This window comes from Stakelama saccharophila, from assembly GCF_032229225.1.
In the GTDB taxonomy this organism is placed as follows: Bacteria; Pseudomonadota; Alphaproteobacteria; order Sphingomonadales; family Sphingomonadaceae; genus Sphingomonas; species Sphingomonas saccharophila.
Map to the genome: position 1 here is coordinate 951,050 of NZ_CP135076.1, position 24,951 is coordinate 976,000.

Consider the following 24,951-nt stretch of genomic DNA (forward strand, 5'->3'; position numbering starts at 1 on the left):
GGAATGGATGATGGCGACGAAGAATGCCGAGGCGCTTGCCGCCGCGAACAAGAAGTATGAATGGGGGTTCTCCTCGGACGTGGAGCAGGACTTCGCTCCCAAGGGGCTGAACGAGGACACCGTTCGCTACATCTCCGCCAAGAAGGGTGAGCCGCAGTGGATGCTCGACTGGCGGCTGAAGGCGTTCGCCATGTGGCAGGACATGGTCGAGCCCGACTGGGCGAAGCTCGACATTCCCATGATCGACTATCAGAACGCCTATTACTATGCCGAGCCGAAGAAGAAGCCCGAGCTGAAATCGCTCGACGAACTCGATCCCGAGATTCGGCGTACCTATGAAAAGCTCGGCATCCCGATCGAGGAGCAGAAGGTGCTCGCCGGCGTCGAGGGCGCGCGCAAGGTCGCGGTCGACGCGGTGTTCGACAGCGTCTCGGTCGCCACCACCTTCCGCAAGGAGCTGGAGGAGGCGGGCGTCATCTTCCTCTCGATCTCGGAGGCCATCAAGCAGCATCCCGAGCTGGTGAAGAAATGGCTCGGCAAGGTCGTACCGCAGCGCGACAACTATTTCGCCACGCTCAACAGCGCGGTCTTTTCAGACGGCACCTTCGTCTATGTGCCCGAAGGCGTGCGCTGCCCGATGGAGCTTTCCACCTATTTCCGCATCAATGCGGAGAATACCGGTCAGTTCGAGCGCACGCTGATCGTTGCCGACAAGGGTTCTTACGTCAGCTATCTCGAAGGCTGCACCGCGCCGATGCGCGACGAGAACCAGCTTCACGCCGCGGTGGTCGAACTGGTCGCGCTCGATGATGCGGAGATCAAATATTCGACCGTTCAGAACTGGTATCCCGGCGACGAGAACGGCAAGGGCGGCATCTATAATTTCGTCACCAAGCGCGCTTTGTGCCAGGGCAGGAACTCGAAGGTTTCGTGGACCCAGGTCGAGACCGGCAGTGCGATCACCTGGAAATACCCGTCCTGCGTGCTGAACGGCGAAAATTCGGTCGGCGAATTCTATTCGGTTGCCGTCACCAATGGCCGGCAACAGGCCGATACCGGCACCAAGATGATCCACAACGGCAAGAACAGCCGTTCGACCATCATCTCCAAGGGCATTTCGGCGGGGCGCAGCGACAATACCTATCGCGGCCTCGTTCGCGTCGCGCCGGGGGCGGAGAATGTCCGCAACTTCACGCAGTGCGACTCGCTGCTGCTGGGCGACAAATGTGGCGCGCATACTGTGCCCTATATCGAGGTCAGGAACCCCTCGGCGCAGATCGAGCATGAGGCGACGACATCGAAGATTTCGGAAGACCAGATGTTCTACGCCACCAGTCGCGGGCTCGACGAGGAAGCGGCGGTGGCGCTGATCGTCAACGGGTTCGCCAAGGAGGTGCTGCAGCAGCTTCCGATGGAATTCGCGGTCGAGGCACAGAAGCTGCTCGGCATTTCGCTGGAGGGGTCCGTCGGTTGATCGCGTTCGCGATTTCGATCCCGGTGGCACAGGCGATGCCGCCCGAGACTTCTCCGGCTGCGCCGCAGGAGATTGTCGTCACGGCGAAGGCCGGCCGCGTCGCGCTGGTTTTCGACAAGGGCGAGGACGGGCGGCTGCACAATTGCCGCGTGCTGATCTCGAGCGGTGTCGACCGGATCGACGACCGGGCTTGCGACGATCTGCCCGATTGCGTCGAGGATCAAACGGGACATCGCTTTTGCGGGGATGCGCTGTGGCGCCCCGCGGCGAAGAACGAGAATTCTCCGGACGAAGCCGGTGTGGCGATCAAGCTGCCGAAACTGGTCCAGCCCGATGCCGACCCGGCGCCCGTGCCGGAAATCGGACCGGTCGGCGCCGGCGGGCGGGACGAGGAAGCGGATCGCCAGCTCGTCGACCTGCCGCCGCCGCCCGAACCGGTTTCCGAGCCGACGATCCGCATCACCGGCGGTGCGCCCGCCGAACGGGAATAGGCGTATGCGGAACGAAGCACATGCGGCCTTTTCATATTCTGTCGTGAACCCTGCGCGCCGTCGCGGTTCGCCCCCATCCGAAAGTCGAGAATGAAGTCATGCTGAAAATCGAAAATCTTCACGCCGAAATCGACGGCAAGGAAATCCTCAAGGGGCTCGATCTCGAAGTAAAGCCCGGCGAAATCCACGCCATCATGGGCCCCAATGGCGCGGGCAAGTCGACGCTGGGCTATGTGCTGGGCGGACGCCCGGAATATGAAGTGACGCAAGGGTCGGTGACGTTCCAGCCCAACCCGGTTCATGCCGAGCTTGTCGACGCACCGTCCTTTTCTTCCGGCGAAGGCAAGAGCAGCCCCTCGACAGGATCGGGGCGAACGGAAGAAGAGTGGGTCGACCTGCTGACGCTGGAGCCGCACGAGCGCGCCGCGGTCGGTATGTTCCTCGGTTTCCAGTATCCGGTCGAAATCCCCGGCATCTCCAACGTGCAGTTCCTGCGCGAGGCGCTGAACAGTCAGCGCAGGGCCCGCGGCGAGGAACCGCTGTCGGGCAGCGACTTCCTCAAACGCGCGCGTGCCCAGGCCGATGCCCTCGGCATGGACCAGGACATGCTCAAGCGCCCGGTGAATGTCGGCTTTTCGGGCGGCGAGAAGAAGCGCAACGAGATGGTCCAGATGGGAATCATCGACCCCAGGTTCGCCATTCTCGACGAAACCGACAGCGGACTCGACATCGACGCATTGAAAACGGTGGGCGAGGGCATCAACCGCATCATGCGCAAGCCCGACAAGGGGGTGCTGCTGATCACCCATTATCAGCGCCTGCTCGAATATGTGGAGCCTGATGCGGTCCATGTCCTCGCCGCCGGGAGGATCGTGCGCTCGGGCGGCCCCGAACTCGCGGTCGAGCTTGAGCGCGAGGGCTATCAGGCGGCGGCGGCATGATGCAGTGCGCAGCAATCAACCGTCATGCCGGACTTGATCCGGCATCCAGCGCGGACCGATCATTCGATATTAGAGCGTTCGCGTTTGCTTCGGACAGCGCATGGACGCCGGATCGAGTCGGGCTCTATCCCTTTCCGGCAAGTAAAGTGCATGCTCCTGCGAAAGCAGGAGCCCAGGATGCCAGGCGCAGCACCACGAGACTCTGGATTCCTGCTTTCGCAGGAATACCGGCAGTACCCTGTCCGAACGCGATAAACTCCGGTCAAGTCCGGGACGATAAGGTGCAAGCATGACCCAGGCTCTCGACCTTCCCACGAAACGCCAGGAGGAATGGCGCTGGTCCGACATGGCCGCGCTCGAAGCGGCGGCGCAATCTCCGATGGGCGACATGCCCGATGCGGACGCGTGGTTCATCCATGGCCTCGACGGCCCGCGCCTCGTCTTCGTCGACGGCGAATATCAGGCGAAGCGGAGCGACCCTGGCCCGATCCGCGTCGAGGCGCTCCCGGCCGATACCGAACACCCGCTCGGACGCCGCGCCGGCGGCACCGGCTGGATGCTGCGCGTAGGCGAGGGCGGCGCCGAAACCTGCATCCAGATCGTCCATCTCGGCTCGGGCGGTGCCAACCATGTGCCCGCGCGGATCGAACTGGCGGCGGATGCGACCGCGAGTCTGGTCGAGACCTATGTCGGAACCGGCTGGGCCAACCGCCTGACGCGGATCGATCTCGGCCGCGGTGCGCGGCTGATGCGCTCCGTACGGCTGCTGCAGTCGGGCGGGTTCGTCTCGCTGCGCGACGAAGCGACGATCGGCGAAGCGGCGAGCTTGGTGTCGATCGTGCTCGGTGCGGGTGATATGGGCAGCCGTATCGACGGCGATCTTCGCCTGACCGGGGAAGGCGCCTTCGCCGAAATGGGCGGCGCGCTGCTCACCCGCGACAGCCAGTCGCAGGAGGCCGCGGTCGCCGTCCACCATGCGCAGCCCGAGGGATCGAGCCGACAGATCTGGCGCGCGGTCGCCGCCGACACCTCGACCGCCAGCCTGGCCGCCCGCGTGGAGGTTGCGCGCGATGCGCAGCGCACCGATGGCGAGCAGAGCTTGCGCGGCCTGCTGCTCAAGCGCACCGCGACGGTGAACCTCAAGCCCGAGCTGGAGATCTTCGCCGACGATGTGAAATGCGCGCACGGCGCGACGGTGGGCGAACTCGACAAGCGCGCGCTGTTCTACCTCGAAAGTCGCGGCGTCCCGCCCGCCCGCGCGCAGGCGATGCTCACCCGCGCCTTCGTCGCCGACGCGCTCGCCCGTATCGGCGAGGAGGCCGTGCGGGAGGCGTTCGCGGCGGATGCGAACCGGTGGCTGGAGAGCGCGCTTTGATGATTGGTCCGACATCCAGCATTCCGTTCGTGTCGAGCGAAGTTGAGACACGCATGCCGCGCGATACGCTTCTCGACTTCGCTCGAAGCGAACGGGTGATCGAGGCTCGGAGGAGGCGCGCATGACCGTCACCATCGACACCCGCCCGCTCGACGTGCTTGCCGATTTCCCGGCGATCCCCGAGGGCTGGGCCTATCTCGACACTGCCGCGACGGCGCAGAAGCCGAAGCCGGTGCTCGATGCGATCGCGCGCGCCTATGGCGAGACCTATGCGACCGTTCATCGCGGCGTGTATCAGCGCTCGGCGGACATGACGCTCGCTTATGAGGCGGCGCGCAAGCGGGTCGCCGACTTCATCGGCGCGGGATCGGCGGACGAGATCGTCTTCGTGCGCGGCGCGACCGAGGGAATCAACCTGGTCGCGCAAAGCTGGGCGGCGAGCCATCTCAAGGCCGGCGACCGCATTCTGCTGTCGACGCTCGAACATCATTCCAACATCGTGCCGTGGCAGATGGTCGCCGAGCGCGCCGGCGCCGAAATCGATGTCGTGCCGCTGACCGAGGATGGTCGCATCGACCTAGACGCGATGGCGGCGATGCTGACGCCGAAGCACAGGCTGGTGGCGCTCGCGCACGTATCGAACGTGCTGGGATCGGTGCTCGACGCGCGCCGCGCCGCCGACCTCGCGCACGGTGTCGGCGCGAAGATCCTGCTCGACGGCTGCCAGGCGGTGCCGCGCATGGCCGTCGACGTGGCGGCGCTCGACTGCGATTTCTACGTGTTCTCGGGCCACAAGCTCTATGGCCCCACCGGTATCGGCGTGCTGTGGGCGCGCGGTGAGCTGCTCGACGCGATGCCGCCCTGGCAGGGCGGCGGATCGATGATCGACAAGGTCTCGTTCGCGCGCACCACCTATGCCCCGCCGCCGGGCCGGTTCGAGGCGGGGACGCCGCACATCGTCGGCGCGCTCGGCCTGCACGCGGCAATAGATTATGTCAGCGTCATCGGTCTCGACCGCATCCACGCACACGAAACCGCGCTGGTCGCGCGCGCGCGCGAGGCGCTGTCGCGGATCAATTCCCTGCATGTCCACGGACCCGAGGATTCGGCCGGGATTGTCAGTTTTTCGGTGCAAGGGGTACATCCGCATGACATCGGCACCATATTGGATGAGAGCCGGGTCGCGATCCGCGCCGGCCATCACTGCGCCCAGCCATTGATGGCGGCATTGGGCATCGAGGCGACTGCGCGCGCGAGCTTCGGCGTCTATAACAGCGCCGCCGATGTCGACGCGCTGGTAACCGGAATTGAGAGAGTAACGAGGATCTTCGGATGAACGAAGAACGCAAGATCGCTGTGGAAGAAGTCGATTCGGTGGAGGCGCCGGCCAGGGCGCGCGTCGAGGATGCGTCCCCGCGCGAGACCTTCGAGCGCAAGCGCGATTATCTCGAGGGCTTTCTTGCCAAGACCCCGGAGGCCCCGTCCGAAAGCGAGCCGGGCGGCGAACTCTACGATGCGGTCGTCGACGCGCTCAAGGAGATCTACGACCCCGAAATTCCGGTGAACATCTACGATCTCGGCCTGATCTACGGCGTCGATGTGACCAAGGACGGTCATGTTGCCGTGGCGATGACGCTGACGACGCCGCACTGCCCGGTCGCGGAATCGATGCCGGCGGAGGTGGAAATGCGCGTCGGCGCCGTGCCGGGCGTGGGCACGTCCGAAGTCAATCTCGTCTGGGACCCGCCCTGGGACCCGCAGAAGATGTCGGACGACGCGAAGCTCGAACTGGGAATGCTGTGACGACCAAGCCGGAGTGCTGGACGGCCGGTCGGGTCTCTTGCCCGGCCGCCCAGCACCGCTTGGGGGCATGGAGAAGACGATGACGACCACCAGAACCCGTAATCGCCCCGCTGCGATTATTCTGACGCCCGCCGCCGAAGCGCGGATCGCGGCGTTGATGGACAAGGCGCCCGAAGACGCGATCGGGGTGAAACTGTCGACGCCGCGGCGCGGCTGTTCGGGCCTCGCTTACTCGGTCGACTATGTTACCGAGGCCGACCCGATGGACGAACGCATCGAAACGCCGGGCGGCACCTTCTTCGTCGATGCCGGGTCGGTACTCTATCTGATCGGATCGACGATGGACTGGGTCGAGGACGATTTCGCCGCCGGTTTCCAGTTCAACAATCCCAATGCAAAGGGCGCCTGCGGCTGCGGCGAAAGCTTCATGGTGTGAGCCTGCTTGCGGCGTCGGGACCTCCTTTGGCGGTCGCTCCGCTGTCCAGCATCAGCCGCCGTAGAACCGAACCAGCAACGCCACCACCAGCAGGGCGACCAGCCCGCCGATGAAAACGGCGCGGCGTGCGGGGGTGTTCAGGACGATGCGCCCGCCACGCGCATCGCGCGCCGAGATATGCTGGGCTTGGTCATCGGAGTCGTGTTCGGTCATTTCCGCCTCTATACGGTCAATGCACCATGGGCCGTGTGGTTTCGTTCCGCATCCTTGTTTCGACCGGCCGAAGGAGGCATGGCCGTGTCGAAGCCAAATCATCAGGAGCCCGCATGCGCCCGTTCGCCACCGGCCTGACCGCACTCGCCCTTTTCCTTTCGGCATGTGCCCCGACGATGCAGGCGGCCGGACCGACACCGCAACGCAGCGGTTCCTCGATCTCCGGCCGTGCGCTCGATACCACGGCACCCGGGCGCGAAGCCGCCGACTGGCGCAAGGCCCAGCCGGTTCGCGCGCGTCACGCCATGGTCGTTTCCGCCCAGCATATCGCGACGCGGATCGGCGTGGACATCCTGAAGCAGGGCGGCAATGCCGTGGATGCGGCCGTCGCGGTCGGCTATGCCCTCGCCGTCGTGCATCCGTGCTGCGGCAATATCGGCGGCGGCGGGTTCATGACCGTCCACCTTGCCGATGGCCGCGACCTGTTCCTCGATTTTCGCGAACGCGCGCCACTGAAAGCGACGGCGACGATCTTCCAGGACGAAGACGGCAACGTCGTCGAAGGGCGCAGCACCGACAGCTATCTGGGCGTGGGCACGCCGGGCACGGTGATGGGGTTGAACACCGCGCTGAAACACTTCGGCACGATGCCGCTCGACACGATCATGGCCCCCGCGATCCGGCTGGCCGAGCAGGGCTTCGAGCTGCGACAGGGCGACATCAACATTCTCGACCGGCGGGCGGAGGATTTCGCGGGGTCGCCGAATGTCGCCGCCATCTTCCTCAAGGACGGCCGGCCCTACCGCGTCGGCGAACGGCTGGTGCAGCCGCAACTGGCCGATACGCTGAAGCGGATCGCGCGGGGCGGTGCCGACGCCTTTTACAAGGGCTCCATCGCCCGGCGCGTGGTCGCCGCGAGCAAGGCCAATGGCGGCCTCTTCACCATGCGCGACTTCGCCGAATATACTGTCCAGTGGGACGAACCGGTACGCTGCGACTATCGCGGCTACACCATCCTTTCCGCGCCGCCGCCCAGTTCCGGCGGCACCACGATCTGCGAGATATTGCAGGTGGTCGAGGCCTATCCGATGGCACGGTGGGGATACGGATCGGTGCAGGCGACCCATCACCTGATCGAGGCGGAGCGCCATGCCTTTGCCGATCGCAACACGAACCTGGGCGATCCGGCCTTTGTCGACAATCCGGTCTCAACGCTCATATCCAACGCACACGCCGCCGCCATCCGCGCGCAGATCAGGCCGGATCGCGCCACGCCGTCGAGCGAGATCGAAGGCGGCATCGGCCCGCGGGAGGGGACGGACACCACCCATTATTCGGTCGTGGATGCGAAGGGGAACGCGGTCAGCGTCACCTATACGCTGAACTATCTGTTCGGCATTGCCCGGATGGCCGGCGATACCGGCTTCTTCCTCAACAACGAGATGGACGATTTCACTTCCAAGCCGGGCGTTCCCAACAGCTTCGGCCTGGTGCAGGGCAAGGCGAACGCGGTCGCGCCCGGAAAGCGGCCGCTCAGTTCGATGTCGCCGACCATCGTGCTCGACGACGGAAAGCTGTTCATGGTGACCGGCAGCCCTGGCGGGTCGACCATCATTTCGACGACGATGGAAAGCATCATCAACGTCATCGATTTCGGCATGAACATGCAGCAGTCGGTCGACGCACCGCGCATCCACCATCAATGGATGCCGGACGAAGTCATGGTGGAGCCGGGATATCTCACGCCAGCGGCAAAGTCGGCATTGCAGGCGATGGGCTATCGCTTTCGCGAGGTGTCGGCCTGGGGCGCGGACGAGGCGATCCTGGTCGAGGACGGCGGCATGCTGCAGGGGGCGAATGACAAGCGCCGCCCGGCGGGGCTCGCCGCCGGCTATTGATCGCGCTGCCGGGGTGATCGCGCTGTCGGGACGATAACGGGCGACAGGCCCGGCCGGGAAAGGTTGCGATCGGGAATTTTCCGACGAAACGGGCGCACCGGCATTGCGGTGCGCCCGTACCGATGCCGATATCCAATTGGGGGGAGATACCGGCCATCGATTGCGATACCGCGCTATATCTAGATGGGCTTTCGACCCTTTCCTACCGTCGGGAGACGGGCCGGTCTGCTCCGGCGATCGGTTGCGGTGGCGCTGCCCGATGACGAGCGAATCGGCGCTGTTAAGCATGTTTGCTAACGGTACGGTAAGGCTGTGTTCGCCAAGACATCGTCATGGCGGACGTGGATGAACGGCGGACCGAAACACGGTACAGCATGATGCTGTCCGCGCGCGTCGAGCAGTTCGGCGCGCGTGAGCCGACGCAGCACCGCATCCGAAACCTGTCGCGACACGGCGCATGTATCGACAGGGTCGATCGCATGCAGCGCGGTCAGACGGTATTGATTACCGTGGGCGCGCTGGAATGCGTCGCCTCCACGGTACGCTGGACGGAGGAAGCGCGCGCCGGCCTGCATTTCGCGACGCCGATCGATATCGACGCGGCACGGGCGAAAGTCTTCGTGCGCGCCACGTTCGACCAGCAACCCGGTCGCGAGGGTGATCGCCCCAAATTCATCCTGAAACGCTGACGAGAGCGACCGCCTGTCGCATACTGCTTCGAGCGGTCGAGCTGTTCGATCGGCTCAAGTCATGTTCGGCAGCTTGTCCAGAACCTTGTCCAACGTGATCGGATAGTCGCGCACGCGAACGCCGCTGGCGTTATAGACCGCGTTGGCGACCGCAGCAGCGATGCCGCAGATGCCGAGTTCGCCCACGCCCTTGGCCTTCATGGGTGAGGAGACGGGGTCCGTTTCGTCCAGAAAGATCACATCCTGGTGCGGGATGTCGGCGTGCACGGCGACCTCATATTGCGCCAGATCGTGATTGACGAAATAGCCGAAGCGCTTGTCGACTGCGAGATGCTCCATCAGCGCGGCGCCGGTTCCCATCGTCATCGCCCCGATCACCTGGCTTCGTGCCGATTTCGGGTTGAGGATGCGCCCTGCCGAACAGACTGCCAGCATGCGACGGACCCGGATCTCGCCGGTATGGCCGTGGACGGCCGCCTCGACGAAATGCGCGCCGAAGGTCGATTGCTGATACTGCTTGTCCAGGTCGCCGAACTCGATGAAGTCTTCCACGGTGATACCGTCGCCGGCCAGGTCCGCCAGATCGCGACTCTCGCCGCCGGCGCGGACCCTGCCGCCTGCGAAATCGCACGCCTGTGCATCGAACCCGGCCTTCGCCGCGATCGCCTCGCGCAGCTTCACGCAGGCGGCATATACGCCGGCGGTGGAGCTGTTCGCGCCCCATTGACCGCCCGATCCGGACGACACAGGGAAACTCGAATCACCCAGCCGCACGGAGACGCGGTCGAGCGGGACCCCCAGCATCTCAGCCGCCGTCTGGGCGATGATCGTATAGCTGCCGGTGCCGATGTCGGTCATGTCGGTTTCGACCGTGACGGTGCCGTCCCGCTCCAGCCGGACGCGTGCGCCGGACTTCTGCACCAGGTTGTTGCGAAACGCCGAGGCCACCCCCATGCCGATCAGCCAGCCGTCCTCGCGCACGGAAGCAGGCTGCGCCTTGCGCTTGCGCCAGCCGAACTTGTCGGCACCGGTACGCAGGCATTCGACCAGGTGGCGCTGTGAGAACGGACGGTCCGGTTTCATCGGATCGACGCGGGTGTCGTTGCGTACGCGGAATTCGACCGGATCGAGCGCCAGCTTCTCCGCCATCTCGTCCATCGCGATTTCCAGCGCCATCAGCCCCGGTGCCTCGCCCGGTGCGCGCATGGCATTGCCTTCGGGCAGGTCGAGCACCGCCAGCAGCGTCGCGAGCTTGCGATTGGCCCCTGCATAGAGCAACGCGGTTTGCCCCGTTGCGGTCTCCGGTCCGCCGCCGGGCAGGTCGCCCGACCAGCTTTCGTGGCCGATTGCCGTCAATTTTCCGTCGCGGTCGGCGCCCAGCCGGATGCGCTGGATCGTCGCAGGGCGATGCGTCGTGTTGTTGAAGATCAGCGGCCGCTGCAGCATCACCTTCACCGGTCGCTTCGCCATGCGCGCGCCCAGCGCAGCGAGCACCGCGTCGGCGCGGACGAACAGTTTGCCGCCGAATCCGCCGCCGATATAGGGCGAAACCAGTCGCACCTTGTCCTTTGGGATACCCAGTGTCTTGGCGACGTCGCCCTTGCCCCAGTTGATCATCTGGTTGGACGTGTAGAGCGTCAGCGCATCGCCCTGCCACGCGGCGATCGATGCGTGCGGCTCCATCATCGCATGCGACTGATCGGGCGTCGTATATTGCGCGTCGAGTTTCACCGGTGCAGCGGCGAAGGCGGCGTCGAAATCGCCGTGGCGATCGTTCGGTGCGCCCTTGGCCGGCGTGGCCGAATCGCGAACGCTCGCGAGGTCGTACTGGCCGTCGCTTCTGGCATATTCGACATGGATGCGGTGTGCCGCCGCGCGCGCCTGTTCGAAGGTTTCGGCCACAACGAGCGCAACGGCCTGGTGATAATGCTCGACCTCAGGCCCGGCGAGCAGCTTCGCGGTATTGAAATCGCCCTTTTGCAGCGGGCCGGCATTGGCCGCCGTGACGATCGCCAGTACGCCGGGGGACGCCTTCGCATCGGCGAGGTCGATCGACTTGATGCGCCCTTTCGCGATCCCGGCGCCGAGCACGAAGCCATATGCCGGGTCGTCGAACACGTCATGGCGTTCATAGGCATAGGGCGCAGTGCCGGTTGTCTTCAGCGGCCCGTCGATACGGTCATGGGGCTTGCCCACGACCCGCTGCCGGTCGATCGGGTTGGTGGTTGCGGGGGTATCGAACTTCATGGCTCAGCCCCTTGCCTGGGCCAGTACCGCGCCGAGCGTTCGCTCGGCCAGCGTGACCTTGAAAGCGTTATCGCGGGTGGGATTGGCATCGGCGAGCAGGGCCGTCGTAACGGCCCGTGCGCCGCGCGGCAGTTCCCGATCGGCCGCTTCGCTGTGCCAGGGCTTCGGCGCGATCCCGCCCAGGGCGACACGGCCGGTGCCGTCGGCGTTCACGATCGCCGCCACCGATACCAGGGCGAAGGCGTAGGACGCCCGGTCGCGCACCTTGTGATAGAAATGGCGGCCGCCGGCCGGTTTCGGCAATGTCACCGCCGTGATCAGCTCGCCCGGCTGCAAAGCCGTCTCGACCTGCGGCGTGTCGCCGGGCAGGCGATGAAAGTCGGCGAGCGGGATCGAACGCGCCTGTCCGTCCGGCCGCACGGTCTCGACACGCGCATCCAGCACGCGCAGCGCCACCGCCATGTCGCCGGGATAGGTGGCGATGCAGGCCTTGCTGCCGCCGATCGCGGCAAGTTGCCGGCTATAGCCCGCGATCGCGGCGCATCCCGATCCCGGCTTGCGCTTGTTGCAGGGCTGGTTGGGGTCGTAGAAATAGGGGCAGCGCGTGCGCTGAAGCAGATTTCCGCCCGTCGTCGCCCGGTTGCGCAACTGGCCCGAGGCGCCGGCAAGGATCGCCCGCGACAGGACGCCGTAATCGCGGCGGACACGCTTGTCGGCGGCGAGATCGGTATTGCTGACGAGCGCGCCGATACGCAGGCCGCCATCATCGGTATCCTCGATCCTGTCGAGTTCGAGTCCGCCGACATCGATCAGGTGCGCCGGCGCCTCGATTTCCAGCTTCATGAGATCGAGCAGGTTCGTCCCGCCGGCGATGAATTTCGCGTCCGGCCGCTCCGCCGCGGCAGCGGCGGCTCCGGCAGGCGTCGTGGCGCGTTCGAAGCTGAAGGGCCTCATGCCGGTTCTCCCGCCCGGCCCGCGGCATCGTTGATGGCGTCGATGATGTTGGAATAGGCTCCGCAGCGACAGATATTGCCGCTCATCCGCTCGCGCAGTTCGGTGTTGCTCAGGCGCACGGGCGCGGTCAGGTCGGCGGTGACATGGCTCGGCACACCGTCGCGGATTTCAGCGAGCGTCGCGACGGCGGAGCAGATCTGGCCCGGCGTGCAATAGCCGCATTGATAGCCGTCATGCCGGACGAAGGCCGCCTGCATCGGATGCAGCGCGTCGGGGGTGCCCAACCCTTCGACCGTCGTCACCTCGGACCCGTCGTGCATCACCGCCAGGCTGAGGCAGGAATTGATGCGGCGGCCGTCCGCGATGACGGTGCAGGCCCCGCATTGGCCGTGATCGCAGCCCTTCTTGGTGCCCGTCAGATGAAGATGTTCGCGCAGTGCATCGAGCAGCGTCGTGCGGGTATCGAGGGTCAGCTTGCGCGTCTCGCCATTCACCTTCAGCGCGACGGTTTCGCGGACCGGTTCGGGCTGCGGCGCGCCAGTGGCTTGTGCCGCCTGCGCACGGGGCAGGGCGCCCATGGTGGCGGAAGCGGCACCACCGGCGAGCACTTCGCGCCGGGATATCGCGGTGTCGTGAAGGTCGGTCATGGCGTGTCTCCAGCTTCGGCCCCGAGCGCGGGCGAGGACGGCGTCTTCGGACGAAAGGCAATCCCGCCTCGTCATCCGCGGTCAGTTCCGCCGGACTCGCCAGGGCGATTGATCCTCTCATGCTGGATTCGTGTCGCTTTGTCGATCATGTTCGAATGCCATAGCGCAATAAAAGGCGCGCCCGGCCGGGCCGGACGCGCCGTACCGGAGATGCCTGCCGCGGGCGCGGCGATCCGGCAACCTAGCTGGGCAGTGCGCTTTCGAGATTGCTGGACTGCGGAGCGCTCACCTTTCCGGTCAGGACCTGCCGCGGCTCGACATCCCGGCCATAATATGCGCGGTTGTTCTCGTCGTCCCAGTTGATGTCCGTTACGCTGACGGTGGCGCCGGCATAGGCGCCTTCGGTGTCCGACCACATGATGATGTCGCCCTTGCCCAACGAAGCCTGGGCGTTTTCGGAATAATTGATGATGGAAAGGCCGGATTCGGCGTTCAGGCTGACCTGGTTGCCGCTCATGAATGCGTTCACCGCATCGTCCGTCATCAGCAGAAAGGCGAGTTGACCGCCCGATCCGCCGGCCTGGGCACCGACGCTGAGGCTGCCGAAATCATAGAAAGCGGGTGGCGACCAGCCGGTGTCCTGGTTGGCCACGACGACGCCGGCGCCGCCGCGCCCGCCGACGATCAGCGCGCCGCGGCCGAATTCCGGTACGATATAGATGCCCTTCGCCTTCTGCATCAAGCCGGCGAGGTCGGGGTCCGCCTTCATCGTCTCGACCTGGCGCGCGGCCTCGTCGACCAGGGTCCGTGCGTCCTGCGCATCGTCGTCGGTCGCCGCCTGCGAGGTGTTCATGCCGATCGTCTCGTTGCCGGCCGATGCGCCATTCTCGGCCTCCGGCCCCTGACCCGAACAGGCCGCGAGGCTGACGGCGGCAGCGGTCGCCAATAGGGTTCGTGTATGACGCATTGGTAATCCTCCCATGTTGCGCGTAGTGTCGCACCAACAAATTGGGCCGCAGTTTGTGCCGAACCGTCGGGCATAAATGCCGGAAGCGGGCCATATATCGCGGCCAGGCGCGCTTCGGTGCTCTACCGCAACGAGGTGCTTTCGGGCGGAACCGGAGGGACGGCGTCCCGTTACCGTCGGAGCGCGGAATAGGGGAAGGGCGTTTCGGGCGATGATCATGGGGGCTGTTTCGGACAGGGTGGTGGCGGGCCGTGCGTGCCCGGAAGGCGGACGCTGAAATGGGATCGACGCCGTCCGACGTCTATCGCAACCGTGTACTCACCGTCATTGCCGTCATTCTCGGCTTTGCCGCCTTGCGGGCCAGCTATCCGGTGGCGATGCCGCTGCTGGTCACGGTGATGACCACCGCGGCGATCTGGCCGCTCAAACGCCTGTTGGACCGGTACCTGCCGCCCGCGGCCAGCTATGCGCTTGCGTTCCTGTTGCTGCTCGCGATCGTCGGCAGCTTTCTGGCCGCTGCATATTATTCCATCAGTCAGGTCATGTCGGTGCTGGATCAGCGCTGGGACCGGATCGCGGCCTTTTACGCGCGCGTCACACAGTGGACGCGGCAATGGGGGCTGTCGCTGGAGCCGACATTGGAGCAGGAACGCGCCAGCGCGATCGCGAGCATGGCGGCGAAGGCGATCTACTCGTTCGGAAGCTATGTCGGGCTGATCGCGATCCTGGTGGCGCTGGGCCTTCCCGAAGTATCGGGCCTGTGGAAGCGGATGCGCCACGAATTCGACAGCCGATCGCGCGGCGAACTCTACGAGATCATGGACCAGAGCGCCTATCGGGTGCGCAACTATCTGTCGGTCACCCTGATTACCAGCCTGATTACCGGCCTCGCCTCGATCCTGCTCTCCCTGATGGTCGGCCTCGATCTGGCACTGGTCTGGGGCGTCCTGAACTTCCTGCTCAACTTCATCCCGGTGGTCGGCAACATCATCGGCATCATTCCACCGGTCCTGTATGCCATCGTTCAGTTCGACGGCATCACCATACCCCTGATCACGCTTTTCGGTTTCGCTGCGATGCAGCTCTTCATCAGCAATGTGATCTATCCCTTGCTACAGGGGCGGGAACTGTCGATCGCTCCGGTATTCGTGGTGCTGGCCATGACGTTCTGGAGCTGGATGTGGGGACTGGCCGGCGCGTTGATCGCCCTGCCGCTGACGACGACGATGCTGATCATCTGCGAACATTTCCAGAGCACGCGCTGGATCGCCGCTCTCGTGTCGCCCCGCCGGCGAAAGGCCGGCGCCTGATTCGCTTTGCAGGATGGCGGCGGATGGCGCGCGAAACCTGCTACCGCAAGATATCGACGATCGTCTCGCGAAGCCATGTGAGGCCGGCATCCGCATCGAATTTCGAATGCCACAGCATCGACAATTCGATACCGTGAGCCTGGCCGGGGGCATCGAGAACGGCGATCGCTTCATGGCCGCGGTCGCGCACGAACCGTTCCGGAACGAGCGCGATCTGGTCCGTCCGCGCAACGGTCGCGATCGCCGTCAGCGCATCGTACACGGTTGCGGCGGGCGTCCTCCCGGCGGCGTCCGATTCGGCGATTGCATGGCGTTCCAGATCGCCCTGCGGCCCGGCCGATCGCAACGCCTCGAACGGCCGCGCCGGTGCGATCCGCAGGCGCGGTTGCGCCTCCAGGGCTTCGGTCGATACCGGTCCGGCGCTCAGGGGGTGACCCGCCGCGGCAATCCAGACGAGTTCTTCGCGATAGAGCGGCTGCGCCGTCAGCCGCGGCGGCACCCGGCTGAACGCGCCCAGGGCCAGATCGACCACGCTTTCGTCCAGTTCCGAGAGGAGCTGCGCCCCTTGCGGCACGATGCGGAACGAGATGCCCGGTGCCGTCACCCGCGTGCGAGCGACGAGTTTCGGCACCAGCAACGCACAGAAATAGGAGCCTGCGGCGAGCGTGAACCCACGCTCCGCGATCGCGGGGTCGAACTGGGACGGCGCCAGGGCGCTGCGGAGCTGATCGAGGCCGGTGCGTACGCCCGGCGCGATCTCGATCGCCCGCGGCGTCGGTTGCAACCCGCGCGCCGCGCGAACGAACAGCGGATCGTCCAGCATGTCGCGCAGCCGCCGCAGGGCGTGGCTGACCGCCGACTGCGTCAGGCCCAGCCGCTCGCTCGCCCGTGTGACGCTGCGTTCCTCGTACAGCGTGTCGAATACCCGCAACAGATTCAGGTCGGTTTCAATCATGAAGCCCGATCATACATCATTTGAGGAGAAATCATTAGGTTCAATTGTGCAACGCACTATATCGCCTCTGGACGGCGCGCCGGCGTATCTGCGCGTGCTTTTCTCATCATCGTTCGAAACAGAGGGTTCATTGTCGTGACCGACATGTCGCAGTCATTCGATTCGGAATCGGAAGCAGATGACCACGAAACGGTCGCGGTGCCGCAGGGCGAGGATCGGGTCGCCGATACCGTCGGACCGGATGCTGAGGCGGGAAAGAAGCGGTCGCTGGCAAAGCGGCTGCGCAGGCCGCTTTTGATCCTCGGGCCGCTGGTGCTTCTGGTCGGCGGGGTGCTGTTCTACCTGAACGGCGGGCGCTACGTCTCGACCGACAATGCCTATCTGAATTCCGGACAGGTGCAGGTCAGCGCCAATGTCGCTGGTCGGGTCGTCGACGTCGAAGTCGAGAACAACCAGCATGTGAAGAAGGGGCAGGTGCTGTTCCGTCTCGACCCCGCGCCCTATCAGGCGCGCGTCGACGAGGCGGAGGCCAGGCTGGCCAATGCCCGGACCCAGGTCCGCGCGACCCGGGCGAATTATCGTCAGGGGCAGGCGGAGATCCAGGCCGCGCGCGACAAGCTGCGCTATGCCGAACGCGAGGCGGCGCGCCAGAAGGAATTGCTGGACGAAGGCATTTCGTCGCAATCGCAATATGACCAGGCGGTGCTGGCCGTGCAGACGGCGCGCCAGGGCATCCAGACGTCGCAGCAGCGCAACGAAAGCATCGAGGCGTCGCTTTCGGGCAATGTCGGCGCGCCTGTCGACCAGCAACCGGCGGTGAAGCAGGCGGAGGCGGCGCTGCGCCAGGCGAAGCTCGACCTGGGCTACACCGTCATTCGCGCGGCGCAGGACGGTATCGTGACGAAGGTCGATCAGTTGCAGGTCGGCGACTATGTCAGCGCATCGCAGCCGGTCTTCACGCTCGTTGGCAACCGCATCTGGGTCGAAGCCAATTTCAAGGAGAACCAGCTCCAATATATGCGGCTCGGCCAGCCGGCATCGGTGAGCGTCGATGCGTTTCCCGACCTGGACCTGCACGGCCATGTGTCGAGCTTCAGTCCGGGGACCGGCAACGCCTTTTCGGTGCTGCCGGCGCAAAACGCCACGGGCAACTGGGTGAAGGTGGTGCAGCGCCTGCCCGTCGAGATCACGCTCGACCGCGTGCCGGAGGGGCGACCGCTGCATGCCGGGCTGTCGAGCGAGGTGACGGTCGACACCGGACATGAGCGCCACCTGTTCGGACCCGACGAACCTGCGGCGGCCGCCGCCAAGTAATCCCGGAACGGCCAGGCCGATGACCGACAACTATCCCAGCACGGGGCTCAGGCGCCTCATCACCGGATCGGTGATGGCGGCGGCGCTGATGAACTCGCTCGACATGACGATCGCGAACGTCGCGCTGCCGCACATGCAGGGCAGCGTCTCGGCGTCGACCGACCAGATCACCTGGGTGCTGACCTCGTATATCGTCGCGGCGGCGATCATGACGCCGCTGACCGGCTGGCTGGCCGGCCAGTTCGGGCGCAAGCGGCTGATGCTGATATCGATCATCGGCTTCACCATCGCCTCGGGCCTGTGCGGCATCGCCACCAGCCTGGGCGAACTCGTCGGCTTCCGTCTGATGCAGGGTATTTTCGGCGCCGCGCTGATCCCGATGAGCCAGGCGATCCTGCTCGACATCAATCCGCCCGAAAATCACGGGCCGGCGATGTCGGTATGGGGCATGGGCGTGATCCTGGGGCCGATCATCGGCCCGGCGCTGGGCGGCTATCTGACCGAGAATCTGAGCTGGCGCTGGGTGTTCTACATCAATCTGCCGGTGGGAATCCTGGCCTGGGCGGGACTGTTCCTGTTCCTGAACGAAAGCCGGGACGAACAGCGCTCGCGCTTCGATTTCTTCGGCTTCGGCATGCTGGCGCTCGGCATCGGCTGCCTGCAGATCATGCTCGATCGCGGTCAGCAGCTCGACTGGTTCTCGTCGCGCGAGATCATGATCGAGGCGGCGGCGTCGGTGCTGTTCTTCTATCTGTTCGTCGTTCACACGATCACCGCCGAAAGGCCGTTCATCAATCCGGCATTGTTCAAGGACCGCAATTTCGTCGCCGGGTCGGTGCTTGGATTCTTCATCGGCGTGATGATCTTTTCGGTGTTGGCGCTGCTGCCGCCGCTGCTGGAAGGGCTGATGGGCTATCCGGTGGTGCTGACCGGCCTCGTCACCGCGCCGCGCGGGATCGGGACGATGGTCGCCATGGTGCTGGTCGGCAAGCTGATCACCCGGTTCGACACCCGCCTGCTGATCCTGACGGGGCTGGGCCTGGTCGCCTTTTCGACGTACGCGATGAGCGGATTTTCGCTGCAGATGGACGAATGGCCGGTGATCTGGACGGGCTTCATACAGGGGCTGGGAACCGGCCTCGTGTTCGTGCCGCTGTCGGCCATCTCGTTCACCACGCTCGATCCGAAGCTGCGCAACGAGGGCACGGCGATGTTCACGCTGATCCGCAATGTCGGGTCGGCCATCGGCATCTCCACCCTGCAGGCCATGACCATCCGCAACGGCGCCGTCGTTCATTCGCGGCTGGTGGAGGATGTGCGTCCCGACAATCCGCTCGTCCGGCAATATATGCCCAGCCTGGATTTCTCCTCGCTGGAAAGCCTGACGCGGGCGAACGAGCAGATTACCGGCCAGGCGATGATGGTCGCTTATATCGACGCCTTCTATGCGCTGTTCATCATCATCCTGCTGGTCGCGCCCCTTTTGTTGCTGATGCGGCCGCCGCGCAAGGATGCCGGCGGCCCGTCCGAACCCGTACACATGGACTGACATCATGTTCGTTGCAGGAAAATCCCTCAGCCTGACCGGCCTTGCGGCCCTTTCCCTTGCGCTTGCCGGCTGCACGACCGTCGGCCCGGACTTCACGCCGCCGGCGACCCCGACGGCGCAGCGCTATCTGTCCACGGCCGGAGCGCCGCACCCGTCGGATCGCGGGCCGGACGCCGTGAAGGGCGAAGGCCCCGTGCTGGACTGGTGGAAAGCCTTCGGTTCATCGGAACTCGACGCAATGGTCGCTCGCGCGATCGAGAACAATGCAAGCCTGGAAGCGAGCAACGCCACGCTTGCCGCCGCGCGCGAGCAGGTAGCCGCCGCCCGCGGCCGGGAATTGCCGCAGGTCGACGCCAACGCCGAAGCCGCGCACCGCCAGGCCAATCTGGCCGCCGAGGGTTTCGACACCGGCGCGTTGCCGGGCATCGACGCGACGCCGACCTTCGACCTGTATTCGGTAGGCGGCGGTGTGTCGTACGACCTCGACCTGTTCGGCAAGCAGCGCCGCCGGGTCGAGCGCGCGGCCGCGCAGGCCGAGGCGCAATATCATCAGACCCAGGCCGCGCATCTTGCGATCGCCGGCCAGGTGGTGAACCAGGTGCTGCTGATCGCCACGATCCGCGAACGCATCGCGACGGCCGAAACGTTGCTCGACGAGGACCGGCGCAACATTGATCTCACCGAAAAGCGCCGCCGGGCGGGCGAGGGGACGCTGGTCGAGGTTCTCAACGCGCGTAGCCAGTTCGAAGCCGATCGCGGCGAAATTCCCCAATTGGGCCAGCAACTCGCCGAGGCGCGTCACCTGTTGGCGACGCTGGTCGGCGTTTCGCCGGCCGAACTGGGCGCGACGGATTTCGATCTCGCCGAACTCACCCTGCCGCAGCAGGTTCCCGTCGCATTGCCGTCCAGGCTCGTTCACAAGCGTCCCGACATCCTGCAGGCGGAGGCCGATCTGCACGCGGCAACCGCGGAGATCGGCGTGGCGACCGCGAATCTGTATCCGGACATCACGCTGGGCGCGACGCTGACCCAGGCCTCGCCGGACCTGTTCGACGCGCTCGATCCGGGCTCGCGCGGTTTCAACATCTTCGCCGGACTGACGGCGCCGATTTTCCACGGCGGCACGCTGAAAGCGGAAAAGCGCGCGGCGGTGAAGCGGGCCGAGGCGGCAGCCGCGACCTATCGCCAGACCGTGCTGGACGGTTTCCGTCAGGTCGCGGACCTGCTTTCGGCGTTGCAGAACGACCAGCGTTCGGTATCGCAGCAGCAGGAATCAGTCGATGTCGCGCAGCGCTCGCTGCATCTGTCGCGGCGCAGCTTCGAGGTGGGCAATAGCGGCGTCCTGCAGGTGCTCGATTCGGAGCGGCTGTATCAGCGCGCACAATCGGCGCTAGTCGAGGCGCGTGCGCGGCAATATCTGAATGTCGCGCGCCTCTATGTCGCGACCGCCGGCGGATGGACCGGTGATATGGCGACGGGCGATGCGGAGATGATGCCGGTCAGCGACAATCGACCCTGATCGGGCTTTCCCCGCGCGGCCGGGCCTGCTTTAACACCCGGCCATGACACGCCTGACCCATCTCCGCGCGGCCTTCGGCCTGCTCGTCGCCGCACCGTCGCTCATCGCCGCTTCCGGCTACGACGCGGTCGATCCGTTCATCGGCACGGGCGGGGAGGGGCACACCTTTCCCGGTGCCGTGTCGCCCTTCGGCATGGTGCAGCTCAGTCCCGACACCGATACGGGTTGCGAGATCCGCGATTGCTACGGCCACGCCGCCGGCTATCGCTACGACGATCCCACCATTCAGGGATTCTCGCACACGCATTTTTCCGGCGCAGGCCATTCCGACCTCGGCGACTTCCTGATCATGCCGGTCAGCGGCGATGCGGTGCCGCTGGAACCCGGCGATCCGGCCAGGCCCGGCAGCGGCTATCGCTCGCGCTTCAGCCATGACAGCGAAGTGGCGCATCCCGGCTATTACGCCGTGACGCTCAGCGACCCCGGCGTGCGCGCGGAGATGACGGCGGGGGCGCGCGTCGGCGTGCATCGCTATACCTTTCCGGCGGATCGGGCCGCGCATCTCGTGATGGACCTGCGCACCTCGCTCTACAATTATCCGGGAAAGACGCTGTGGTCCTCGATCCGGCTGCGCGAGGACGGCACCATTACGGGGTCGCGCCAGACACGCGGCTGGGCGCCCGATCGCAAGCTCTATTTCGCAATGCGCTTTTCCGCGCCGCTTCGGGACCATGCGTTCGTCAACACGGAAAAGGACATCACCTATAGCGGCTTTCAGGGGCCGGGCCGCGGCCGCGACGACCTGGCGAAGGAGTCCGGCCGGGCGCTGGTCGCCCGCTTCGACTTTGCCAAGCTCGATCGGCCGCTGGAGGTAAAGGTCGCGATCTCTTCGGTCGACGAGGCGGGCGCGATCGCCAATCTGAAGGCCGAACCGGGCGGTTTCGACGCCATCCGCGCGCAGAGCAGGGCGGCGTGGGAAAAAGCACTCGGCGCCGTCGAGATCGACGCACCCGCGCCGATGCGCAAGAGCGTCTATACCGCGCTCTATCACTCGCTGCTGGCGCCGGCGGTGGCCGGCGATGCCGATGGGCGCTATCGCGGACCCGACAATGCGGTGCACCAGGCCGACGGCTATACCTTTCGCTCGACCTTCTCGCTGTGGGATACCTTCCGCGCCGAACATCCGCTTCTGACCCTCGTCCAGCCTGAAAAGGTCAACAGCGCCATCGTCCGCTCGCTGATCGACAGCCGCAAGGTCAGTCCCTGGGGCATCCTGCCGGTCTGGCAGTTCCAGGGGCGCGAGACCTGGACGATGATCGGCTATCACGCCGTTCCCGTCATCGCCGACGCCTATCTGAAGGGCATCAGCGGGTTCGATGCGAACGAAGCGCTCGACGCGATGGTCGCGAGCGCCACCTATGCGCCTTATGGCGGGCTGGGCGATTACATGAAGCTCGGCTACGTCGCTATCGACCGGGAGCCCGAGGCGGCGTCCAAGACGGTCGAATATGCCTATGACGACTGGGCCATCGCCCGCATGGCGCAGGCGATGGGGCGCGACGACGTGGCGAAACGTTTCTTCAAGCGCGCGGGCTATTGGCGCAACAGTTTCGATCCGAAAACCGGCTTCGTCCGCGCGCGCAAGGCGGACGGCGATTTCCGCACGCCCTTCGATCCGACCGCGATCAACTATGGCTCCGACTATACCGAGGGCAATGCCTGGCAATATAGCTGGTTTGTGCCGCAGGATCAGGCCGGGCTGTTCCGCGCCATGGGCGACGACGAGGCGGTGGTCGACAAGCTCGACCGCATGTTCGAGTTCGACAATTCCAAGCTCGACTACAGCCATGCCGAAGATATTGCCGGCCTGATCGGCCAATATATCCACGGCAACGAACCCAGCCATCACGTCGCCTATCTCTACGACTATGCCGGCGCGCCGTGGCGGACGCAGGGGCGGCTGAAACAGATCGTCGACAGCCAGTACAAGCCGACGCCGGACGGGCTGTCGGGCAATGACGATCTCGGCCAGATGTCGGCCTGGCTGACCTTTACGGCGCTGGGCTTTTATCCGGTCACGCCGGGCAGCCTGGAATATGTCATCGGCCGGCCCTTCGTCGATCGCGCCGTCCTCAACCTGCCCAATGGCAAGCAGTTCACCATTGTCGCGGACGGGCTGGATGACGGGCATCCCTATGTCGGCAAGGTGACGCTGAACGGCAAGCCGCTCACCCGCAGCTATATTCGGCACGGTGAAATCATGGCGGGCGGCGAGTTGCGCTTCACCATGCAGGCGCAGCCGAACAAGACGTGGGCGACTGATCCCGCCGATCGCCCCTACGCCATGAGCGATTATGCCGGCTGATCGTCCTCGCGCGCGAGCATCTTGATAATGGCCGAAAAGTCGAGGCCGGCATTCCCGGCCTCGGCAAACTTTGCATAAAGCTCCGTCGCCCGCGCGCCCATCGGCGTGTCGGCCTGTGCGGTCGCCGCCGCGTCCATCGCCAGCCGCAGGTCCTTCAGCATCAGGCCCGTCGCGAAGCCGCCGGCATAGTCGCGGTCGGAAGGCGCTTCGGGGCCGACGCCCGGCACCGGGCAATAGCTCGTCATCGACCAGCTCTGCGCCGTGGATACGGACGCGATATCATAGAATTTTTGCGGGTCGAGCCCCAGCTTTCTCGCCATCACGAATGCTTCGCAGGTGGCGATCATGGTCGCGCCCAGGACCATGTTGTTGCACATCTTGGCAGTCTGGCCCGTGCCGTTGCCGCCAGCGTGGATCACCGCCTTGCCCATGTCGGACAGGAACGGCCTGGCGCGCTCGAACGCTTCGTCGGTGCCGCCGACCATGAAGGTCAGCGTGCCCGCCTGCGCGCCCGTGATGCCGCCCGAAACCGGCGCGTCCACCGCCATCAGCCCCTTGGCGGAGGCCTGTTCCGCCACCTCGCGCGCGGTTGCGACATCGATGGTCGAACAATCGATCAGCACGGCGCCGGTATCGGCGATGCCGAACACGCTTTCACGATATACCTCGGCGACATGCCTGCCGGCGGGCAGCATGGTGATGACGGCTTCGGCGCCCCTGGCCGCCTCCGCCGCGCTTTCGACCGTCAGGCAGCCGGCGGACTTCGCGTTGGCGAGCGCTTCTTCCGACAGATCGAAGGCGTGGACATCATGCCCGCTCTTCGCGAGGTTCGCCGCCATGCCGCCGCCCATATTGCCGAGCCCGATAAATCCAACGCGTGCCATTCATTCTCTCCGATCGCTCTCTAATCCGTCATCCCGGACTTGATCCGGGATCCAGAGCCTCATCCGCCCCGCTCGAAGCTCTGGATCGTGACGTTCGTCAGGATGATGTCGTGCATGTTGCCTCTTGCTTCTACCGCCCCGTCCACTTTCCGGCGCGTTTCTCGACGAACGCCGCCATGCCCTCGCTCTGGTCCTCGGTGCCGAACAGCCCGTGGAACAGGCGGCGTTCGAATTGCACGCCCTGCGCCAGCGTGGTTTCAAACGCAGCATTCACCATTTCCTTGTTCGCCTTGACCGCGAGCGGCGGCATCTCGGCGATCGCGGTGGCGACCTTGACCGCTTCGTCGACCAGTTCCGCGGCGGGCAGGATGCGGCTGACCAGCCCGGCGCGTTCGGCCTCTTCGGCGTCCATCATCCGGCCCGTCAGGCACATTTCCATCGCCTTGGCCTTGCCGACCGCGCGGGTCAGGCGCTGCGAACCGCCCATTCCCGGCGACACGCCCAGCTTGATCTCGGGCTGGCCGAACTTGGCGGTGTCGGCGGCGAGGATGAAGTCGCACATCATCGCCACTTCGCACCCGCCGCCCAGCGCGTAGCCGGCCACCGCGGCGATGATGGGCTTGCGCGTCCGGGTGAATTCCTCCCAGCCGGCGAAGAAATTGCTGCCATACATCTGGGCGAAGCCCTGGCCTTGCATCTCCTTGATGTCGGCGCCGGCGGCGAACGCCTTTTCGCTACCGGTGATGACGGCGCAGCCCTGGCTGTCATCGGCATCGAAGGCGCGCATCGCATCGAGCAGGTCGGCGAGCACCTGCCCGTTGAGCGCATTGAGCGCCCCCGGCCGGTTGAGCGTGACCAGCGTCACGGGCCCGCGCTGTTCCACGAGGATGGTTTCGTATTCGGCCACAGTTTCCTCCTCC

Annotated in this window: 22 protein-coding genes; 14 read left to right on the top strand and 8 right to left on the bottom strand. The window is 65.4% G+C overall.

Features of this window, described 5'->3' with window-relative positions; translation table 11 throughout:
• The first annotated feature begins 10 nt into the window (after nucleotides 1-10).
• The 7 genes from sufB (at nucleotide 11) to RPR59_RS04330 (ending at nucleotide 6,520) form a co-directional block, all read left to right on the top strand.
• On the top strand, nucleotides 11-1,474 hold the full coding sequence (gene sufB / locus RPR59_RS04300; protein WP_313917019.1) for a Fe-S cluster assembly protein SufB: 1,464 nt from the start codon (nucleotides 11-13) through the stop codon (nucleotides 1,472-1,474).
• Nucleotides 1,471-1,965, top strand: coding sequence for an energy transducer TonB (locus RPR59_RS04305; protein ID WP_313917021.1), 495 nt, complete (start codon nucleotides 1,471-1,473; stop codon nucleotides 1,963-1,965). Before sufB ends, RPR59_RS04305 begins: the two co-directional genes overlap by 4 nt.
• Nucleotides 1,966-2,063: 98 nt before the next feature.
• Nucleotides 2,064-2,906, top strand: coding sequence for a Fe-S cluster assembly ATPase SufC (gene sufC / locus RPR59_RS04310; RefSeq protein WP_313917024.1), 843 nt, complete (start codon nucleotides 2,064-2,066; stop codon nucleotides 2,904-2,906).
• A 289-nt stretch (nucleotides 2,907-3,195) separates the two neighbouring features.
• Nucleotides 3,196-4,281 (top strand): SufB/SufD family protein, encoded by a 1,086-nt coding sequence (locus tag RPR59_RS04315; RefSeq protein WP_313917026.1) that lies wholly within the window; start codon nucleotides 3,196-3,198, stop codon nucleotides 4,279-4,281.
• A 121-nt stretch (nucleotides 4,282-4,402) separates the two neighbouring features.
• Nucleotides 4,403-5,617, top strand: a complete 1,215-nt coding sequence (locus tag RPR59_RS04320; protein WP_313917028.1) for a cysteine desulfurase — start codon at nucleotides 4,403-4,405, stop codon at nucleotides 5,615-5,617.
• A complete protein-coding gene (locus RPR59_RS04325; protein WP_313917030.1) occupies nucleotides 5,614-6,084 on the top strand; it encodes an SUF system Fe-S cluster assembly protein in 471 nt (156 codons plus the stop codon). Before RPR59_RS04320 ends, RPR59_RS04325 begins: the two co-directional genes overlap by 4 nt.
• Before the next feature lie 79 nt (nucleotides 6,085-6,163).
• Nucleotides 6,164-6,520 carry a HesB/IscA family protein gene (locus RPR59_RS04330; protein WP_313917033.1) on the top strand — a complete coding sequence of 119 codons (357 nt, stop codon included), beginning with the start codon at nucleotides 6,164-6,166 and terminating at the stop codon, nucleotides 6,518-6,520.
• Nucleotides 6,521-6,571: 51 nt separating this feature from the next.
• Here RPR59_RS04330 and RPR59_RS04335 read toward each other — a convergent pair whose 3' ends face one another.
• Nucleotides 6,572-6,733 (bottom strand): peptide ABC transporter permease, encoded by a 162-nt coding sequence (locus RPR59_RS04335; RefSeq protein WP_313917034.1) that lies wholly within the window; start codon nucleotides 6,731-6,733, stop codon nucleotides 6,572-6,574.
• Nucleotides 6,734-6,846: 113 nt separating this feature from the next.
• Between RPR59_RS04335 and ggt the strand changes: the two genes are divergently transcribed.
• Both ggt and RPR59_RS04345 read left to right on the top strand, forming a co-directional pair.
• Nucleotides 6,847-8,631: a gamma-glutamyltransferase gene (gene ggt, locus RPR59_RS04340; protein ID WP_313917036.1), complete on the top strand. Its 1,785-nt coding sequence runs from the start codon at nucleotides 6,847-6,849 to the stop codon at nucleotides 8,629-8,631.
• 332 nt (nucleotides 8,632-8,963) lie between these two features.
• Nucleotides 8,964-9,320 carry a PilZ domain-containing protein gene (locus tag RPR59_RS04345; protein WP_313917038.1) on the top strand — a complete coding sequence of 119 codons (357 nt, stop codon included), beginning with the start codon at nucleotides 8,964-8,966 and terminating at the stop codon, nucleotides 9,318-9,320.
• 54 nt (nucleotides 9,321-9,374) lie between these two features.
• Here the strand turns inward: RPR59_RS04345 and paoC are convergent, their stop codons facing one another.
• The 4 genes from paoC to RPR59_RS04365 form a co-directional block, all read right to left on the bottom strand.
• On the bottom strand, nucleotides 9,375-11,567 hold the full coding sequence (paoC, locus tag RPR59_RS04350) for an aldehyde oxidoreductase molybdenum-binding subunit PaoC (RefSeq protein ID WP_313917040.1): 2,193 nt from the start codon (nucleotides 11,565-11,567) through the stop codon (nucleotides 9,375-9,377).
• A gap of 3 nt (nucleotides 11,568-11,570) precedes the next feature.
• Nucleotides 11,571-12,521, bottom strand: coding sequence for an FAD binding domain-containing protein (locus RPR59_RS04355; RefSeq protein WP_313917042.1), 951 nt, complete (start codon nucleotides 12,519-12,521; stop codon nucleotides 11,571-11,573).
• Entirely contained in the window at nucleotides 12,518-13,168 is a 651-nt protein-coding gene (paoA, locus tag RPR59_RS04360) for an aldehyde dehydrogenase iron-sulfur subunit PaoA (protein WP_313917045.1), read from the bottom strand. Before paoA ends, RPR59_RS04355 begins: the two co-directional genes overlap by 4 nt.
• 241 nt (nucleotides 13,169-13,409) lie before the next feature.
• Nucleotides 13,410-14,135: a lipid-binding SYLF domain-containing protein gene (locus tag RPR59_RS04365; protein WP_313917048.1), complete on the bottom strand. Its 726-nt coding sequence runs from the start codon at nucleotides 14,133-14,135 to the stop codon at nucleotides 13,410-13,412.
• Nucleotides 14,136-14,413: 278 nt separating this feature from the next.
• Here RPR59_RS04365 and RPR59_RS04370 point away from each other — a divergent pair, with 278 nt between their 5' ends.
• Nucleotides 14,414-15,445 (top strand): AI-2E family transporter, encoded by a 1,032-nt coding sequence (locus RPR59_RS04370; RefSeq protein WP_313917051.1) that lies wholly within the window; start codon nucleotides 14,414-14,416, stop codon nucleotides 15,443-15,445.
• 40 nt (nucleotides 15,446-15,485) lie between these two features.
• On the opposite strand, the gene RPR59_RS04375 is transcribed toward RPR59_RS04370, so the two are convergent.
• A complete protein-coding gene (locus tag RPR59_RS04375) occupies nucleotides 15,486-16,400 on the bottom strand; it encodes a LysR family transcriptional regulator (protein WP_313917052.1) in 915 nt (304 codons plus the stop codon).
• A gap of 135 nt (nucleotides 16,401-16,535) precedes the next feature.
• Between RPR59_RS04375 and RPR59_RS04380 the strand changes: the two genes are divergently transcribed.
• From RPR59_RS04380 to RPR59_RS04395, 4 genes are read left to right on the top strand one after another with little or no spacing between them, the layout of a single operon-like run.
• On the top strand, nucleotides 16,536-17,714 hold the full coding sequence (locus tag RPR59_RS04380) for an HlyD family secretion protein (RefSeq protein ID WP_313917054.1): 1,179 nt from the start codon (nucleotides 16,536-16,538) through the stop codon (nucleotides 17,712-17,714).
• 19 nt (nucleotides 17,715-17,733) lie between these two features.
• Entirely contained in the window at nucleotides 17,734-19,263 is a 1,530-nt protein-coding gene (locus RPR59_RS04385) for a DHA2 family efflux MFS transporter permease subunit (RefSeq protein WP_313917057.1), read from the top strand.
• Between the two features lie 4 nt (nucleotides 19,264-19,267).
• On the top strand, nucleotides 19,268-20,782 hold the full coding sequence (locus tag RPR59_RS04390; protein WP_313917059.1) for an efflux transporter outer membrane subunit: 1,515 nt from the start codon (nucleotides 19,268-19,270) through the stop codon (nucleotides 20,780-20,782).
• 43 nt (nucleotides 20,783-20,825) lie between these two features.
• The gene (locus RPR59_RS04395; RefSeq protein ID WP_313917061.1) at nucleotides 20,826-23,147 is read left to right on the top strand and encodes a GH92 family glycosyl hydrolase; all 2,322 of its coding nucleotides are present in this window, start codon (nucleotides 20,826-20,828) and stop codon (nucleotides 23,145-23,147) included.
• Here the strand turns inward: RPR59_RS04395 and mmsB are convergent.
• Together mmsB and RPR59_RS04405 are read right to left on the bottom strand one after the other, a co-directional pair.
• Nucleotides 23,135-24,031: a 3-hydroxyisobutyrate dehydrogenase gene (mmsB, locus tag RPR59_RS04400; protein WP_313917063.1), complete on the bottom strand. Its 897-nt coding sequence runs from the start codon at nucleotides 24,029-24,031 to the stop codon at nucleotides 23,135-23,137. The two genes, RPR59_RS04395 and mmsB, sit on opposite strands and share 13 nt — an antisense overlap.
• A gap of 130 nt (nucleotides 24,032-24,161) precedes the next feature.
• Complete coding sequence (locus RPR59_RS04405) at nucleotides 24,162-24,938, bottom strand: enoyl-CoA hydratase (RefSeq protein ID WP_313917066.1); 777 nt, start codon at nucleotides 24,936-24,938, stop codon at nucleotides 24,162-24,164.
• Nucleotides 24,939-24,951 lie beyond the last annotated feature (13 nt).